The sequence below is a fragment of the Kitasatospora sp. NPDC001261 genome, assembly GCF_042896795.1.
Taxonomy (GTDB): domain Bacteria; phylum Actinomycetota; class Actinomycetes; order Streptomycetales; family Streptomycetaceae; genus Kitasatospora.
In genome coordinates this window covers 186,646-203,120 of the sequence record NZ_JBIAXP010000019.1, presented here as the reverse complement: position 1 = coordinate 203,120, position 16,475 = coordinate 186,646, and the positions used below count along the sequence as shown (strand labels likewise).

General features: G+C 74.1%; 17 protein-coding genes. 9 read left to right on the top strand and 8 right to left on the bottom strand.

Annotation, left to right across the window (positions count from 1 at the left end; genetic code table 11):
- Positions 1 to 263: 263 nt before the first annotated feature.
- The 7 genes from ACFY4B_RS25640 to ACFY4B_RS25610 all read left to right on the top strand — a co-directional run bounded on the left by ACFY4B_RS25640 (position 264) and on the right by ACFY4B_RS25610 (position 6,318).
- Positions 264 to 818, top strand: a complete 555-nt coding sequence (locus ACFY4B_RS25640) for a PadR family transcriptional regulator (protein WP_074003532.1) — start codon at positions 264 to 266, stop codon at positions 816 to 818.
- A 202-nt stretch (positions 819 to 1,020) separates the two neighbouring features.
- On the top strand, positions 1,021 to 1,893 hold the full coding sequence (locus tag ACFY4B_RS25635) for a class I SAM-dependent methyltransferase (RefSeq protein ID WP_387971357.1): 873 nt from the start codon (positions 1,021 to 1,023) through the stop codon (positions 1,891 to 1,893).
- A gap of 158 nt (positions 1,894 to 2,051) precedes the next feature.
- Positions 2,052 to 2,222: a hypothetical protein gene (locus ACFY4B_RS25630; protein WP_387971354.1), complete on the top strand. Its 171-nt coding sequence runs from the start codon at positions 2,052 to 2,054 to the stop codon at positions 2,220 to 2,222.
- 479 nt (positions 2,223 to 2,701) lie between these two features.
- Positions 2,702 to 3,658 (top strand): PhzF family phenazine biosynthesis protein, encoded by a 957-nt coding sequence (locus ACFY4B_RS25625; protein WP_387971351.1) that lies wholly within the window; start codon positions 2,702 to 2,704, stop codon positions 3,656 to 3,658.
- Between the two features lie 271 nt (positions 3,659 to 3,929).
- Positions 3,930 to 4,817, top strand: a complete 888-nt coding sequence (locus ACFY4B_RS25620) for an oxaloacetate decarboxylase (protein ID WP_387971349.1) — start codon at positions 3,930 to 3,932, stop codon at positions 4,815 to 4,817.
- Positions 4,814 to 5,176, top strand: coding sequence for a hypothetical protein (locus ACFY4B_RS25615; RefSeq protein WP_387971346.1), 363 nt, complete (start codon positions 4,814 to 4,816; stop codon positions 5,174 to 5,176). The genes ACFY4B_RS25620 and ACFY4B_RS25615 overlap by 4 nt, the downstream gene beginning before the upstream one ends.
- Positions 5,177 to 5,328: 152 nt before the next feature.
- Positions 5,329 to 6,318: a bile acid:sodium symporter family protein gene (locus tag ACFY4B_RS25610; RefSeq protein WP_387971344.1), complete on the top strand. Its 990-nt coding sequence runs from the start codon at positions 5,329 to 5,331 to the stop codon at positions 6,316 to 6,318.
- Here ACFY4B_RS25610 and ACFY4B_RS25605 read toward each other — a convergent pair.
- The 7 genes from ACFY4B_RS25605 to ACFY4B_RS25575 all read right to left on the bottom strand — a co-directional run bounded on the left by ACFY4B_RS25605 (position 6,284) and on the right by ACFY4B_RS25575 (position 12,761).
- Positions 6,284 to 6,766, bottom strand: coding sequence for a hypothetical protein (locus tag ACFY4B_RS25605; RefSeq protein ID WP_387971341.1), 483 nt, complete (start codon positions 6,764 to 6,766; stop codon positions 6,284 to 6,286). The two genes, ACFY4B_RS25610 and ACFY4B_RS25605, sit on opposite strands and share 35 nt — an antisense overlap.
- A gap of 42 nt (positions 6,767 to 6,808) precedes the next feature.
- Complete coding sequence (locus tag ACFY4B_RS25600; protein WP_387971338.1) at positions 6,809 to 7,510, bottom strand: DUF402 domain-containing protein; 702 nt, start codon at positions 7,508 to 7,510, stop codon at positions 6,809 to 6,811.
- Positions 7,507 to 8,349: a hypothetical protein gene (locus ACFY4B_RS25595; RefSeq protein WP_117486467.1), complete on the bottom strand. Its 843-nt coding sequence runs from the start codon at positions 8,347 to 8,349 to the stop codon at positions 7,507 to 7,509. Before ACFY4B_RS25595 ends, ACFY4B_RS25600 begins: the two co-directional genes overlap by 4 nt.
- Positions 8,346 to 10,223: a GMC family oxidoreductase gene (locus ACFY4B_RS25590; RefSeq protein ID WP_387971333.1), complete on the bottom strand. Its 1,878-nt coding sequence runs from the start codon at positions 10,221 to 10,223 to the stop codon at positions 8,346 to 8,348. Before ACFY4B_RS25590 ends, ACFY4B_RS25595 begins: the two co-directional genes overlap by 4 nt.
- A complete protein-coding gene (locus ACFY4B_RS25585; RefSeq protein ID WP_387971330.1) occupies positions 10,220 to 10,714 on the bottom strand; it encodes a hypothetical protein in 495 nt (164 codons plus the stop codon). The genes ACFY4B_RS25590 and ACFY4B_RS25585 overlap by 4 nt, the downstream gene beginning before the upstream one ends.
- 233 nt (positions 10,715 to 10,947) lie before the next feature.
- Positions 10,948 to 12,030: a TIGR03617 family F420-dependent LLM class oxidoreductase gene (locus tag ACFY4B_RS25580; RefSeq protein WP_387971327.1), complete on the bottom strand. Its 1,083-nt coding sequence runs from the start codon at positions 12,028 to 12,030 to the stop codon at positions 10,948 to 10,950.
- A 92-nt stretch (positions 12,031 to 12,122) separates the two neighbouring features.
- The gene (locus ACFY4B_RS25575) at positions 12,123 to 12,761 is read right to left on the bottom strand and encodes a TetR/AcrR family transcriptional regulator (RefSeq protein ID WP_387971324.1); all 639 of its coding nucleotides are present in this window, start codon (positions 12,759 to 12,761) and stop codon (positions 12,123 to 12,125) included.
- A gap of 128 nt (positions 12,762 to 12,889) precedes the next feature.
- Between ACFY4B_RS25575 and ACFY4B_RS25570 the strand changes: the two genes are divergently transcribed.
- Positions 12,890 to 14,431 (top strand): carboxylesterase/lipase family protein, encoded by a 1,542-nt coding sequence (locus tag ACFY4B_RS25570; protein ID WP_387971321.1) that lies wholly within the window; start codon positions 12,890 to 12,892, stop codon positions 14,429 to 14,431.
- Between the two features lie 157 nt (positions 14,432 to 14,588).
- On the opposite strand, the gene ACFY4B_RS25565 is transcribed toward ACFY4B_RS25570, so the two are convergent.
- A complete protein-coding gene (locus tag ACFY4B_RS25565; protein WP_387971319.1) occupies positions 14,589 to 15,269 on the bottom strand; it encodes a type 1 glutamine amidotransferase domain-containing protein in 681 nt (226 codons plus the stop codon).
- Between the two features lie 250 nt (positions 15,270 to 15,519).
- On the opposite strand from ACFY4B_RS25565, the gene ACFY4B_RS25560 reads away from it, so the two are divergent.
- Positions 15,520 to 16,431, top strand: a complete 912-nt coding sequence (locus tag ACFY4B_RS25560) for a LysR family transcriptional regulator (RefSeq protein WP_074003542.1) — start codon at positions 15,520 to 15,522, stop codon at positions 16,429 to 16,431.
- Positions 16,432 to 16,475: the final 44 nt, after the last annotated feature.

The following is a 16,475-nucleotide window of genomic DNA, read 5'->3' as shown; positions in this document are numbered from 1 at the left end:
ATGCAGTTGCGCCCAAGAACGCCGCCCCAGCGCAGTAAGGCAGTCACGAGGCGTCACCGCCCTGGCTTGACAACATCATTGGGAATCTCCCTTCCCCTGTGGTGCTCGTACGTGACCGGGCGGGCCCCGGCCCGCCTCGGCTCTCCTCGATCGGCTGCGGCCCTCTCGACCTGCCTCGAATAGAGATACATCGTTTCGAGGCACATCGACAAGAGGTAACATGACGACTCCACAGGGCGCACTCCGACCGAAGGGCTCCAGCCGTGTTGACGCTCGCGATCCTCGGTTTCCTGTACGACCAGCCGCTTCACGGCTACGAGCTCAAGTCCCGGATCACCGGACTGACCGGTCATGTCCGACCGGTGAGCGACGGCGCGCTCTACCCCGCCATCGCCCGGCTGGAGAAGGCCGGACTGCTGCACCGCCGCACCGAACCGGGCAGCGGCGCCGCACCGCGGCAGACGCTGGAGCTGACGGCGCAGGGGCGGGCCGAACTGCTGCGCCGCCTGGCCGACCCGGAGCAGGCCGAGATCACCGACCAGATCCGCTTCTTCACCGTCACCACGTTCCTGCACCATCTCGCCGACCCGACCCGGCAGGCCGCCGTGCTCCGCCGCCGACTGGCCTTCCTGGACGCTCCGAGCAGCTTCTTCTACGACGGGACGGGGCAGCCGGTGACCGCCGAGCGCGAGCCGAACCCCTTCCGGCGCGGGATGCTCCTCGTCGCCCGGGCTTCCACGGCGGCCGAGCGGGCCTGGCTGTCCGAGACCGTCGCGGAGCTGGAACGGCCGGGTGGGGCGGAGCTCTCGGAAGGCTAGGCCGACCAGGCGATTCGGGAGCGAAACGAAGGCGTGAACCCCTGCCGAACGGCAGAGCGAAGAGCCGGATTTAGGCCGTTCCGCATCTGGCTCTCCCCCGCCCCGGCGTCGCTATGATGATCCGCCTCACGTCCTCGGCGTCCCCCTCCGCGGGCGTGACCCGCCACCGCGCCCCGCCGTCCCCCTGGAGGCCGCCGTGCCCATGTCCGAGACCGCGGTCGAGGCCGCAGTCCACTCCGCGCCGCTGAAGCGGGACGACATTCCCGGCTGGTTCTTCAGCCTCGACCGGGCCGCCTTCAGCCACCTGCTGTCCGCCCAGACCGCGGCCGGCGTCACCGGCGACATCCTGGAGCTCGGCAGCTACCTCGGCCGCAGCGCCGTCCTGCTCGGCGACCACCTGCAGCCGGGTGAGCGGCTGACGGTCTGCGACCTGTTCGACTCCGAGGCGGGCGACGCCGACAACGCCGCCGAGATGAACATGTCCTACCGCAAGACCCTCACCCGCAGCGCCTTCGAGGCCAACTACCTCGCCTTCCACGGCGAGCTGCCCGAGATAGTGCAGGCCCCGACCTCGGTGCTGGCCGACGGCCGCGTCCGGGCGGACAGCTGCCGCTTCGTCCACGTCGACGCCTCCCACCTCTACGAGCACGTCGCCGGGGACATCGCGGTCGCCCGGGCCGCGCTCGGCGAGAACGGCGTGGTCGCCCTGGACGACTACCGCTCCGAGCACACCCCGGGCGTCTCCGCCGCGGTCTGGGAGGCGGTCTTCACCGGCGGACTGCGGCCGGTCCTGCTCACCCCGATGAAGTTCTACGGCACCTGGGGCGACGCGGCGGCCGCCCAGGCCGTCCTGCGGGAGCGCGACTGGCCGACCGAGGGGTACACCGTCGACGAGGACACCATCGCCGGCGCCCGGGTGATGCGCCTCAACTACCAGGTCAAGGGCCCGATCCAGCGCTCCACCTCACGGCGGCTCGCCCTGGAGCTCCTGCCCCCGGTCGCGACCAAGGCCACCCGCCGGATGCTCCGGACACTGCGCGAACGCCGCGCCGCACCCCCGCTCCCGCGCGCCTGACCCCTCACGCGCCGGGGCCCACTCCTCACCGACCGGGCCCCGGCGCCGGCTTCGCCCCGTACACGGCCCTGTTCCCCCGAAGCCACGGCGAAGCGAGAGATAGCTCTCTGCAGTCAGAGTGGCACTCGGCCCGGGACAGTGAGGCGGGCACCGGGGACTTGGCCGACCTGGAGGACGGCGAAGTCGATGTGGGCCTGTTCGACGGCTTCGGGGCACACCTCGCGCTTGGCGTGCTCGGCCGGCGCCCGGTAGATGCTCGCGACGGAGGGGTTCCGCCCCTTCCGCGTGCCGGCGGGGATGATCAGGCCGGGCTGGATCTGTTCGACTGACCGCCACCCGCGCGGCGGCGCAGGACGGTGTGCACCGTGTCGTCGGTGATGACGGGCGGTCGGCCGCCCTCCTTGCCCTTGCGGGCCGCGGTGTGCCCTTCGAGGGTGGACGCGCGGAGTGGGCGGTGCGGACGTCCGCGCTCGGCGGGTCCGGATCGGTCGGCGCACTTCGGAGGGGCTTGCCGGCAGGGGTCCGGCACCCCGTGATCGACCTTGCTCTCGCACCGGACCGTTCGCGAGAAGGCACCCCTGGTGGACACTTAGTCCAGGCTGGATATAACGTCCAATCCATGAGGAGCCCTGACGCACGCACGGATCCGCGCGTGCAGACCTGGGCGCCCCGGACTCGGCACTCGCCTCGGCCGTCCTCCACGAACCGACCCCGCCGGCCCGATGATCACCATGCTCAATGTCGACCCCGGCAGCCACGGACGACAGCCCAGCCGACGACAGCAGAGCCACTCGAAGAGAGAACCGCGATGACGACCCACTCCGCCGGCACCCCTGCGCTCCCCACACTCGCGAGCGACAACTCGACCTTCTCCGGCGATGACGGGTGCATGAAATTCGAACTGGTCGAAGTATTCGGGAATGAGCCGCTGACCGGAGGGCCACTCGGAGTGGTCACGTGCGCTGCCGCATGTGACGATGCGCTGATGCAACGCCTGGCGGCCCGCCTGGCCATGCCGGAAACCGTCTTCCTGCGCCGGGGTGACGGAGGAGAGGTGGAGGTGCGGATCTTCACCCCCTACGTCGAGCTGGACTTCGCAGGTCATCCCCTCGTGGGAGCAGCCGCAGTGGCGGTGCGGCAGGGCCTGGCCCAGCCCGGCCGGGTGGCGCTGCGCACTCGGGGCGGAATCGTTCACGCACAGGTGGGACCGACAGGGGAAAGTGCCGTACTGGAGGAACGGGCCTGCCAGGTGGGTCCGCCCGTCGTTCCGGATCTCGTATGCGAAGCGGTTGGGCTCGCTCCGGACGCGGCAGTGGGGCCCGTGAGATTGGCATCGGCCGGGCTCGGGTTCGCCTGCCTCCCGGTGAGCGCCGCCGATCTGGAGTCGGCCGAGGCCCTGCCGCACAGGGTTGCGGCGCTCGCCGAGAAGGTGCCCGGACTGGCCGGCGTCTTCGGGGTGGCAGTGTTCGTTCCGCAACTGCCCGAAGTCCGCGCTCGGATCTTCGTTCCCGAGCCGGTTTGCGCGGAAGACCCCGCCACAGGCTCGGCCGCACTGGCAATGGCCGGATGGCTGGCGCACACGGGGCCGATCGACAAGCCCCTGGTGTTCGACATCGTCCAGGGCACCACCGAACTCGGCTTCTCCAGATTGCGGGTGGAAGTCCGCAGGAATGCCGATGGGGGCATATTCGCAAGCGTCGGCGGCGGGGTACGCACCTTGCTGAAAGGGCAGCTCATGACGGGCAAAATGGTCGACCGGGCCTGAGAACCGCCCGCCCGGCGATTCACGTGACGGCAGTCGACTCCGACAGCCCTGCCTCCGGGGCGCCGACCCCGACCACCGTGCTGGAGCGTCACAGCATTTAGCCGATATGCATATCAGCATCTTTCATATCTTCGACATTTCTTCACTCTCGCGAGTGAATCTCACTTAAAGATTTGCCCACGGAACCTTAAAGAGCGCATAGTGATGACACCTCAGTTCGGTCTGGTAAGCACCAAGTTCAGGCAAAGTCATCCCCAGTGAGGAGAAGACCTTGTTCCACGGAAACACGGCAACGGACAGCCTCGGGCAGCGGCTGCGCGCGGAGATCGCGGGCCCGGGGGCGACGCCGCTGATCGGCGTCTACGACATGTACTCGGCCTCCATCGCGGCCGAGCACTACGACGGCATGTTCGTCTCCGGCTTCGGCTTCGCGGCCTCCTACTACGGGCTGCCGGACATCGGTTTCATCGCCTGGCCCGACATGGTGGGCTTCGTCGAACGGCTGCGCGGGGCCTTTCCCCGGCACCACCTGCTGGTCGACATCGACGACGGCTACGTCGATCCGGAGGTGGCCTGCCACGTCGTGCGCAAGCTCGAACGGATCGGCGCGTCGGGCGTGATCCTGGAGGACCAGAAGCGGCCGCGCCGCTGCGGGCACGCGGACGGCAAGCTGGTGCTCCCGCTGGAGGAGTACCTGGAGAAGCTGGAGCTCGTCCTCGCCAACCGGACGGACTTGGTCGTGGTCGCGCGCACCGACGCCACCGAGGAGGCCGACATCCTGCGCCGGGCCCGGGCGCTCGCCGCCACCGACGCCGACGTGGTGCTCGTGGACGGCGTGCGCAGCGAGGAGTGGATCCGCCGGATCCGCCGGGTGGTCGGCGACAAGCCGCTGCTGTTCAACCAGATCGCGGGCGGCAAGTCGCCCCGGCTGTCGCTCTCGGAGCTGTCGGCCCTGGGGGTGGACGTGGCCATCTACAGCACCCCGTGCCTGTTCGCCGCGCACCGGGCGATGGACGAGGCGCTGTCCGAGCTGAAGAGCGCCGACGGGCGGCTGCCCACCCCGTCCGGGGGGCGTGAGCAGGTCGGCGTGCGGGAGTCCACCGCGCTGCTGGAGCGGAACATCGCGCGCCCCAGGGGGCTGATGGCGGTGACGGCATGAGGGCCGGGCAGCTCAGGCCGGCCCGGCCCTCGCCCGCCCTGCCCTCGTCGGCCCAGCCCTCGTCGGCCCAGCCCTCGGCGGCCGCCGCCCTGCGGGCCACCGCGCTGGGGCTGGTCGGGGCCTGCGCCCTGCTCGCGGGGGCCGCGGCGCCCGCGGCCGCCGGCGGCGGGCTGATCACGGTCGTGGACAACTCGAACGCCGACTCCTGGCTCGAGATCGACCGGACGGCCAACCTCCAGAACGGCAGCGGCTCCGCGGGCAGCGACCACGACGGCGCCGGCTCGCTGGTGGGCGGCCTGCTCGGCCCGGGATCCTCCTCCGGGCCCGCCCTCCGCCCGGTGACGGGAGGCGGCCCGTGACCGACGGCCTGGCGCGCCCGGAGCAGCCACCAGGGCTCCGGGCGCGCGGGGAGCGGCCCCGCGGGGCAAAGGCGCTCGAGGTACGGGCGCGGACGCGACGCGGCTCCGGGCCCCGCTCCCGAAGACTGCTGCCGCGCTGGCTGGACCCGTACATGGCGGCGCTGGCCGGGACAGTCGGGCTGGCCGCGCTGTTCCCGGCCTCCGGCGCCTCGGCACGGGTCGCCGGGGTGGCCTGCGACCTCGCGGTGGCGCTGCTGTTCTTCCTCTACGGCGCCCGGCTCTCCACCCGCGAGACGCTGGCCGGGCTGCGCCACCTGCGGCTGCACGGGCTGGTGGTGGCCACCACCTTCGTCCTCTTCCCGCTGCTCGGCGTGGCCACCGCGCTGCTCACGCCCGTCCCGCTCACCGGGCCGTTGCAGACCGGGGTGCTGTTCCTCTGTCTGGTGCCCTCGACGGTGCAGTCCTCGGTGGCGCTCACCGGCACCGCCGGGGGCAACGTCCCGGCGGCGATCTGTGCCGGCACCTACTCCAGCCTGGCGGGTCTGGCGCTGACACCGCTGCTGGCGGCCTGGCTGCTGGGTTCGCACACCGAGCTGTCCGCCGACGGGCTGCTGCGGATCGGGCTGCAGCTGCTCGCGCCCTTCCTGCTCGGACAGGTGCTGCGGCCGTGGCTCGGCGGTCCGCTGTCCCGGCACAAACGGGTGCTCACGCCAGTGGATCGCGGCTCGATCCTGCTGGTCGTCTACACGGCGTTCAGCGCGGCGGTGTCCCAGGGCATCTGGGGCCTGGCCACCCCGCTGGCACTGCTCGGGCTCCTCGCGGTGCTGCTCGCCCTGCTCGCCGCCGCCCTGGCGGCCACCGGGCTCGGTGCCCGGCTGCTGGGGCTCGATCGGCCGGCCACCATCGCGGCGGTGCTCTGCGGTTCGCAGAAGAGCCTGGCCAACGGCCTGCCGATGGCGACCGTCCTGTTCGGAGCGCAAGCCGGGCTGATGGTGCTGCCGCTGATGCTCTACCACCAGCTCCAGCTGATCGTCGGCACCGTCCTCGCCGGTCGCTGGTCGCGGGCGGCGGCGGGCGGCGCGGCGCCCGGCTCGGTCCCGCCCGCGCTCACCGGTCCGGGCGCTCCGCCAGCGCCCGGGTGATCCCCCGGCGCAGCCTGGCCGAGGCCCCGGGCTGTCGGCCGAGCGGGCGCAGCCGCTCGGCCGACAGCTCCGGTCGGCGGGCCAGCTCCAGGACGGCCGCGTACGGGCGGTCGCCCTCCCGCAGGCGGTCCCCGACGACATCGACCAGGCCGTCCAACGCCTCGCCCGTGAGGGCGGGGTGGGCCGCGAGCAAGCGAAGGAGGCGATTGTCGTTCCACACCTGCTGCCGGCGCCCGGCCAAGGCCGCCAGCAGGTCGGTGGGGGCGGCCGGGTTGTCGGCGATCGCGTGCCAGACGAACGGGTACTCGCCGATGGCCAGCCGGCGCAGGACGTCGGGATTCGAGGTCCGTTCGGCGAGCCGCCGGTAGTCGCCGCCGTCGTGCAGGTGCTTGAGCGCCTCCATGTCGTCCGTCGCGTCCGTCGCGTCCGTCGTGTCCGCCGCAGCCACCGCCCTCAGCACCCTCGCCGTCCTTCGTGCAGGGGCGCGACCCTAACAGTCCACTGATCCGCCCTCATCCCACTTTCCGGCGGGGGTGCTGAGGGCGGTGGCCGGGAGGGTGGGCAGCGGTCCCTCCGGCGGGAGCGTCCAGGCGTCCGGGTCGGCGGCGAACGGGCCGGTGCGGTCCCGGAGCTGGGCGAGGGCGAGCTCCCGGGCCCGGTCCAGTTGCCGGTGGGTGGCCTCGTCAACGACGCCGAGGCGCCGGGCCTGGGCGTACTCGTCCTCGTCCTTCCAGCTGTACGACGACAGATCGGGGGTGATCACGAGGTCCAGGAAGAGGTCGAGGGTGTCGATGCCGATGGCCGTCCGGCGGTACGGGCGCTCGAAGTTGACGTACCAGCGCAGCGGCCGGCCGTCGGGTGTCAGGAAGCGGTGCACGCTGAACGGCACTCCGGCGGTGAAGCGGCTGAGCACCACGGTGTCGCGCCAGGTCCAGTAGTCGAGTTCCCACCGGCCGGAGGCGAGGTCGTGGACGCAGTCCAGGCGCAGGGCGTCGTCTCCGGCGTGCGCGGCGACGGTCCAGCTGGCCGGGGCGAGGTTCTCCGTCCCCGGGCGGGCGGTGAGGGTCAGGACGTCACCGTCGTCCGCGAGCACGGTGTAGGGCATGGCCGACCAGACCCGGCCGTGGGCGACGTCCCGCCGTACGGCGGTGCCGCTCGGGGCGAAGACGGGAGCCGAGCCCGGGGCCGTCACCGGACGTAGTAGGCGCGGTTGTGGGCGGCGACGGGCGGGGACTGGTAGGTCCAGACCCCGGCGGCCGGGGCATCGGCGATCAGGTGGGCGAGGTCGCGGGCGGACTCCTCGGCGGGGTTGCCGAGGTCGAGCCGGACGCGGTCGGCGGTGCGGTCGTCCAGCGCGTAGTAGCGGTAGGGCTGGTAGACGTTGAGCGGTCCGGCCAGCAGCTTGCCCTCGTCGTCGGTGCCGTAGCCGGTGATCGGTGTGTTGTTGACGGACTCGGGGGTGAGGCCCACCAGGTTCACGTCCAGGGCGAGGAGTTCCTCGTCGTGGCGGCTCAGCCCGTCCGGCCCGAGGGCGGCCCGACGGCAGGAGACCGACCAGCGTTCGCGCACGTCGGGCGCGTTGAGGGAGGGCAGGGTGGTCTCGAACCAGCCCGGGTGCTTGGGCTCGGCGTACAGCCGGCGCCCAGCGTCGATGGCGAGCGGGTTGTCGCAGAGCACGTGCAGCCGCGCGATGCCGAGCAGCTTGGTCTGGTCGTAACCCCGGGCGTACTGGCCGTAGTTGACCACCGGCATCCGCTCCTCGGCGAAGACCGGGTGGGCGATCAGGTTGATCTCCAGCTCCTGGGTGATGCCGCCGCCGTTCGGATACTGGGCGAAGTAGAGCTGGAAGTTGAGCGAGACGCAGGCCCCGCCGTCGAAGGCGGCGACGCTCAGTCCGGGGTGGCGCTTGGCGAGCAGTTCACTCGCCCGCGCACGGTCGACCAGGTAGTCGACACCGATGTTGTGCAACGCACCGTAGTGGAAGGGCAGGTGGTACGGCTCCGGTACGGGCGGCAGCGGCAGGCCGGTCATGAGGGCTCCGAGGACGAGGGGGACGAGGAGGACGAGGAGGACGGCGAGGAGAACGGCGAAGGGGACGACGACGGGGACAACGCGGGTGAGAACACGGGCGCTACGGGGACACGGCTGGCGGCCGGGGGCGCCACCGCCGCCGGGCGGTGCAGCTCCAGCAGGTCGCGGTGCATCCGCTCGGCGCTGCGCAGCGCGAGGGCGGCCATGGTGAGCGAGGGGTTGGAGGTGCCGAGGGAGGGCATCGACCCGCAGCCGACGGCGTACAGGTTGGGGTGCTCCCAGCACCGCTGCCAGTGGTCGACCACCGAGTTGGCGGGCGAGTCGCCCATGATGTGGGTGCCACCGGCGTGGCCGGCGCCCCGGTAGCCGTGGACGGTTCCCCGGTGTTCGAGCCGTCCCGGCCATCCGGCCGCCGGGTAGGCGGTGTGGTCCTCGGCGCCGAGCAGCGCGAACAGCTGGTCGGAGACGGCCCGGGCCGAGGCCATGCCCTCGCGGACGTACTCGGAGACGTCGTAGCGGATGGCCGGGCTCGGCAGGCCGAGCGGGTCGCGCCGGTCCCGGTCGAGGGTGACCCGGTTGGCCGGGTCGGCGGGCTGCTCCAGCTCGAACTGGAGCGAGAACTGACGGCCCAGCCGGTCGCCGAGCCGCTCCCGGAGCTCCTTGCCCCGGAGGCCCGCCGCGAGCAGCGACGCCGCCTCGGCCTCCGGCGCGCCGCCCGCCCAGGACCAGCCCCAGTTGCCGATCTCGATCCGGAACGGCGCCCGGCGGTCCCGCCCGGGTCCGAAGCGGAACGCCTCCAGGCCGCTGGTGGAGCCGGGCCCCCGGTAGGGGCCGACCGGTCGGGGCATCAGCCCCCAGGTGAGCAGGGCCGGGTGGTCCATCAGGTTCCGGCCGACCTGGTCGCTGCGGTCGGCCAGACCGGAGAGGAGCAGCAGCCGGGCGTTCTCGATCGCGTGCGCGGCGAGGACGACCAGGTCCGCCGTCACCCGGTGGGTCGTGCCGCCCGCGAGGTACTCGACTTCCCGGGCCCGCCCGGTCTCCGGGTCGGCCAGCACCCGGCTGACGACGGCCTCTGTGCGCAGTTCGACCCCGGCCGCCCAGCGGGCCTGGGTACGCATCGGGGTGTACTTGGCGCCGCTCGGGCAGGCCGGGACGCAGCTGGAACTGCCCGCGCAGAGCGGCCCGTCGGCGGAGCCGGGCCTGGTCGGCACGCCGTTGCGGGCGTGCGGGGTGGCGGTGACGGCGAGCCGGGCGGGGCCGGGTACGGCGGGGTCGCGGACGGTCCGGCCGTCGAGGGCCCGGGCCAGCTGCCGGTCGAGGTAGCTGGCCGGGATGGCCCGCATCGGGAAGTCGTAGCCGTCCGGGATGGGCAGTCCGACGGCACGGCGCTGCTCCTCGGCGTCGGCGGCGACGCCGAGTTCCCGTTCGGCCTCGCGGTAGTGGGGTTCCAGGTCGTGGTAGCCGATCGGCCAGTTGCGGCCGTGGCCGAGGTCGCCGGTGCGGAAGTCCTCGGGGTGCATGCGCGGGGTGAGTCCGGTCCAGAGCAGCCCGGTGCCGCCGTTGGCGCGCAGGTAGCCGCTGGCGTAGGGCAGCGGCCCGTACTGGCGGAGGTGGCCGGTGGCGGTGAAGCCGCCGTCCGGGTTCCCGGTGAGGTCGGTGACGTCGGGTGACGGCGCCTCGGGGCTGTGCGGGTAGGGCGAGGTGGGCGGTCCGCCGCCGGCCGCGCGGTGGGCGGTGGCGGCCTCGGCGCCGGTGGGCGCGGCCCGTCCGGCCTCCAGGACGAGGACCCGCCAGCCCTGTGCGCCCAGGCGGTGGGCGACCAGTGTCCCGGCGAAGCCCGCGCCGACCACGACGGCGTCCCAACGGGCGGTCACCGGCCCTCACCGCCGTTGTCCGGTGCCGCTGCCCCGGTGCCCCGCGATGCGGTGCCTCCCGACGTCGCGGCCCCGCCCAGGATCTCCGCCCCTCCCCGGGCCTCGGGGCCCGGAACCTCGGCGCCCCGGGGCGCGCCGGCCCAGCTGCCGTGTCCGGGGGCGGCGGCGCCGGGCGGGACGGCGTGGAAGGTCCGCCAGACCAGCCCCTGGTCGTGGGCGCGGGCGGAGGAGGGCGCCTCGCCGGGCCAGGCGCCGACGTACCAGAGGTGGACCAGGGCGTGCTCGTCGCGGACCCGGTGGGCCAGCGTGGTGCGGTGGTGCTCGTCCGCCATGCCGGTGGAGCGCAGCTCGGGCACGTCGAACCCGGTCAGCTCGGCGCAGACGCGGAGGAACTCGTCCGGGTCGGCCAGGGCGTCGACGTACGCCTTCGCTCCCGGGTCCCAGCGCTCCGCCAGGTCGTAGTCGGCCGGACGGTTGTCGGACACGGACACGCGTGCACCCCCACGATCGGCAACGGGTGGCCGAGGCATGACAGGCCGTACGGCGCAACGGTCCGTACGGCACGACAGGCCCCGCACAACGCGGCAGGTCCGGGGCCGCCGGTCCTCGCGGGGACGGCCCTGCCTGCCACCGCGATCCTGCCGCCCGCCCTCACCACCGGAAACGCGTTGCACGAATCTGCCCGGACTTCATCACCCTGTGCCCGGTCGGCCATCCATCCCGATCATCCGGCGTCCGCTTCCGGTCGGCCCAGCGCCCGCACCGCCGCCAGGACGTCCAGGCCCAGCTCCGGGTCGGCGTCCTCGGGGAGGCTGACGGACAGCCGGGTGACCAGCCCCGCGTAGCGGCGGTGGATCTCCCCCGCGACCTCCTCGACCGGACCGCAGACCGCGAAGGCGTCGAACACCTCGTCGTCGATCAGCGCGGCCATCTCCGCCCAGCGCCCGCGAACCGAGTGGGTGTGCAGCTCCTCCTGGAGCCCCTCCCAGCCGTGCTGCGCCAGCACCGGGCGGTAGGCCGGCGTGGAGGCGTAGAACGCGAGCCGCTCGCGGGTGGCGGCCCGGTTGGCCGCCAGCTCCTCCTCGGTGCGGCCGGTGGCGGTGAGCACGTTGCCGACGATCTCGAACGGCCGCCCCGTCCACGCGGCGCCCTCCGCCTCGGCCCGGGCCCGTTCCTCGGTCAGGCCCGGCAGCACCTGCTCGGCCAGGTAGGCGGTGGAGGAGAACGGGTGGCTCAGGAAGCCGTCGGCCACCGCCCCGGCGGTCCGGGTCATCAGCGGCCCGACGCCCGCCAACAGGATGCGCGGCACCCCGGACGGGACCGGATCCGGCGAGAACACCGGCGTCATCACCGTGTGGGTGTAGAACTCGCCCCGGAAGCGCAGCCGTTCGCCGGTCTGCCAGCTGTGCCAGATCGCCCGCACCGCGTGCACGTACTCGCGCATCCGGGCGGCCGGGCGGTCCCAGGGCATCCCGAAGCGCTTCTCGATGTGCGGCTTGACCTGCGAGCCCAGCCCGATGACGGCCCGTCCGCCGGAGGCCGCGTGCAGCCCCCAGGCCTGGTAGGCGAGCGTCATCGGGGTCCGCGCGAAGGCCACCGCGATGCCGGTGGCCAGCTCGATCGACTCGGTCCGGTCGGCCGCCCGGGCGAGCTGGAGGAACGGGTCGTACGCGGTCTCGGCGACCACCAGCCGGTCCATGCCCCGGCGTTCGGCCCGCTCGGCGGCGTCCAGGATGCCCGCCGGGTGTCCGGAGGCGGTGGCGTCGAGGCGCAGGGCGGCGGGTCGGAGGGCGGCGGGTCGGTCCATGGCGGTGCTCCTGGTCGCGGGCGGCGGTGCTACCCGGGTAGCCTGCCACGCCCCGCCCCGGGCCCCCGGGCCCCGGACCGACCGCCGCCCCCTCACCGACCGCCGACGGCACCGCCCGCACCGCCCGCACCACCCGGCGCCGCGAACAGCCGGTCCAGGTGCCGGTCGACGGCCGTGAGCACGGCGGCGGGCTCGACCACGTCCAGCTCCAGCAGCGTGGTGAACCCGGTGAGCGCGAGCAGCAGGTCCGTCTCCACCACCGGGTCGCGGTCGGCCGCGAGCTGCCCGTCGGCGATCGCCTGCCGGACGATCCGCTCGACCATCGCCCGCCCCTGGAGCAGTCCGCCGCGCGCCCGCGCGTGGACCTCCTCGTCGTGCAGCGCCTCCAGCACGTAGGCGGCGCTCATCCGGCTGGTCGCCCGCGCGTCGGCGTGCAGGGGCAGCAGCTCGACCAGCATCGCCCGCAGCACGTCGCGCGGGTGCGGCCGTTCGCCGAGCTCCGCCAGTGCCCGGCCGACCCGCAGCCCGCTCTGCTCGCCGGCGAAGTCCATCGCGAAGGTGAGCATCTGCGCCCGGGAGCCGAAGTAGTGCTGGAGCTGCCCGAGCGAGATGCCCGCCTCCTGGGCGACCTCGCGCATCGTCAGGTGCGTGGCGCCGCGCCGCTCCACGACCCGCCACAGCGCGCGGGCGATCGTCTCGCGGCGTTCCCGGTGGTCGACCTGCTTGGGCATCGGCGGCGGCTCCTCGGATTCTCCCCGCGGGCCGCGGAAACCGCGGACCCTGCGGGATCTTTTCCATACGCTTGACATAATACAGCTGACCTATAACGTGGGAAGCCTTCCGAGGGAGGAGCGTCCACATGTCGGAGCAGCCCGTCATCCGCACCACCGAAGGACTCGTCCGCGGCCACTGGGAGCCGCGGCGCGAGCCGGAACAGCACCCGGAGCAGCACCACGAGCAGCGAGGCGGCCGGGAACTCGCCGTCTTCCGCGGCATCCGCTACGCCCAGCCGCCCGTCGGAGCCCTCCGCTTCGCCGCCCCCGCCGAACCCGAGCCGTGGGACGGCGTCCGCGAGGCCGTCGCCTTCGGCCCCGTCGTCCCCCAGTCCGGGCCGATGCCCGCCGGGTCCGGCGAGCCGTCCGAGGACACCGACTGGCTGACGCTCGACGTCTGCACGCCCGATCCAGGCACGGCCGGGCTGCCGGTCCTGGTCTGGATCCACGGCGGCGGATTCATGTCCGGCACCGCCGGCGACCCGCTGTACGACCCGACCGCCCTGGCCTCCGCCGGGCTGGTCGTGGTGGCCGTCAACTACCGCGTGGGCGCCGAGGGCTTCGCCCTGCTGGAGGGCGCCCCGGCCAACCGGGCCTTCCTGGACCAGATCGCCGCCCTGCACTGGGTGCGGCGCAACATCGCCCGGTTCGGCGGGGACCCGGCCCGGGTGACCGTCGCCGGGCAGTCCGCGGGCGCCGGCTCGGTCGCCGCCCTGCTGGCGATGGCCCCGGCCCGCGGCCTGTTCCGGCGGGCCGTCGCCCACTCGGTGCCGGGCAACCACTGCACCCCCGCGCTGGCCGCCGAGGTCACCGCCGAGCTCGCGAAACTGCTCGGCACCGTCCCCACCGCCGCCGCGCTGGCCGAGGTGCACCCCTGGCGCCTGGCCTCGGCGGTCACCGAGCTGAATGCCGCGCTGCCGGACCACGTCGCACGCTGGGGCCGACTGGCACGGAGCGGCATCGCCACCGTCCCGGTGGTCGACGGCGAGGTCCTGCCGGGCTCCCCGTGGTCGGCGCTGACCGCCGGCGTGGACCTGCTGGTCGGTCACACCCGGGACGAGTTCCGGCTGTTCAGCGTCCTCAGCGGCCGACACGGCGGCTTCACCGAGGAGGAGGCGCGGCGCATGCTGAAGGCGTTCGCGCCGACGCCGGGCGGCCCGGACGCCTACCGGTCCGCCCTCCCCGGCGCGACGCCCTCCGAACTCCTCGAAGCCGTCGGCTCCGACGCCCTGTTCCGGGTGCCGTCCCTCCGGCTGGCCGAGGCCAACGCGGCCGCCGGCGGCACCTCGTACCTCTTCGAGCTCGCCCTGCCCGCCCCCGCCCTCGGCGGCGTCCTCGGCGCCTGCCACGGCCTGGACGTACCGCTCGCGTTCGGCAGCCTGGACAGCCCGACGGCGCGGCAGTCGCTCGGCGACCCGCCCCCGCCGGAGGCCGTCCGGGTGTCGGCGGAGCTGCGCCGGGCCTGGGTCCGGTTCGCCACCACCGGCGACCCGGGGTGGCCCGCCTTCGATCCGGACCAGCAGCTCACCCGCGTCCTGGACGCCCGCTCGGAGACCGTCCGCTACCCGGAACAGGCCGCCCGCCGGATCTGGGCGGGGCACCCCCTCACCGCCTACGACCTGCACTGACGGCGGCCCGGCCGGGCGGGGAGCCCGAGGGCGGGCACCGAGGACGGCCGTACGGCGCGGGCACCCGCCCGCGCCGTACCCCCCGTGGGCCCCACCCGTTCAGGCAGCTCCCGTGCACGGGCGACCGCACGGACCGGCCGTTCCGCCGCTACTTCCCCTACTTCCCCGAGTCCTTCAACAGCCGCAGCAGCCCGGTCGCCACCAGGGCCGAGGAGGCCGGGTTCTGACCGGTCACCAGGTTGCGGTCGACCACCGCTTGCGGCGCCCAGGGCTCGCCCTCCTCGAAGTCCACGCCGAGCCCGACCAGCCGGTCCTGGAGCAGCCACGGCGCGCGGTCCGCCAGGCCGGCCTGGGTCTCCTCGGCGTTGGTGAAGCCGGTCACCCGGTACCCGGCGAAGGGCGAGCCGCCGTCCTCGGTCCGCGCGGCGAGCAGCGCGGCCGGGCCGTGGCAGACCACTCCGAGCGGGCGCCCGGAGGCGAGCACCCGGGTGAGCAGCCGGCCGGAGTCGGCGTCGACCGCCAGGTCCTCCATCGGGCCGTGGCCGCCGGGGTAGAACACGGCGTCGTAGTCGGCCGGGTCGACCTCGGCCAGCACCAGCGGCTGCCGGAACTCGGCGATCCCCGCCAGTGCCTCGGCCATCGCCGGGTCGGTCAGGCTGGCCCGGTCCGCGACCGGGACGACACCGCCGGGGGTGGCGACGGCGACCCGGTGGCCGGCCTCGGTGAAGGCGCGGTACGGGACGACCGCCTCCTCCGCCCAGAAGCCGGTCGGGTGCTCGGTGCCGTCGTTCAGGGTCCAGACCTTCGAACCGGTCAGGACGAACAGGATGTCGGCCATGGGGGTGTGCCTCCGGGGGTGCCGCGGTCTCCGCCACGACGGTCCGCCGCGGCGCTCACGCGGTCGACGCTAGACGCGCCCGGCCCGCGGGAACCAATGGGCCACGCGATGCGAGGCATCGGAATTCCGATACCTCACCCGGACCGTCGAGCCGGTCGCCAAGCTCAGCACCGAACTGACCACCGAATCCACCATCGGGCCCACCCCAGGGCCCGCCGCCGAGCCATCGGAATCCCGTACGCTCACGGGCATGAGCGATCGCCCGGCCACCGGCTCCGGCCCGCTGGACCTCAACCAGCTGCGGACCTTCCTCGCCGTGCACCGGGCGGGCTCCTTCACCGCGGCCGCGCACCTGCTGGGCCTCTCCCAGTCCACGGTGACCGCGCAGATCCGGGCACTGGAGCAGCGGCTCGGCCGGGAGCTGTTCGAACGCCGGGCCCGCGGGGTCAGCCCGCTGCCGTACGCCGACGACCTCGCCGCCCGCCTGGCCGGGCCCCTGGACCGGCTCGCGGGCCTCGCCGACGGACGCGGCGGCGGCGCGCCGGAACCGGTGCACCTGGCCGGGCCGGCCGAGTTCCTCGGCACCGTCCTGCTGGCCGAGCTGGCCCCGCTGGTCGCGCAGGGCGTCCAGCTGCGGGTGACCGGCGGGCTCACCGACCCGCTGCTGGCGGAACTGCGCGCCGGGCAGCACGACCTGGTGGTCGCCACCCGGCGTCCGCGCGGCCGGACGCTGCTCGCCGAACCGCTCGCCGACGAGGAGTTCGTCCTGGTCGCGGCCCCGGTCTGGGCCGAGCGGCTGGCCGGCCGGGAGCTGCCCGACGCGCTGGCCGAGGCACCGCTGCTCAGCTACGCCGAGGACCTGCCGATCGCCCGCCGCTACTGGCGGCACGTCTTCGACCGGCGGCTGCACGCCCGGGCCGCGGTCACCGTGCCGGACCTGCGGGCGCTGCTCTCGGCGGTGACCGCGGGCGCGGGCTGGAGCGTGCTGCCCGGCTACCTGTGCCGGGCCGAACTCGCCTCCGGGGCCCTGCGGTTGCTGCACGAACCGGCCGATCCGCCGATCAACACCGCCTACCTGGTGCGCCGCCCGGCCGGCTCGGCCAACCCGCACGTGGCCCTGGTCCGCGAACACCTGCTGGCCGCGGCCCGCACCTGGGGCTGACCGGCCGCGCCCCCGCCGACCAGCCGCCCACCAGCCACACACCG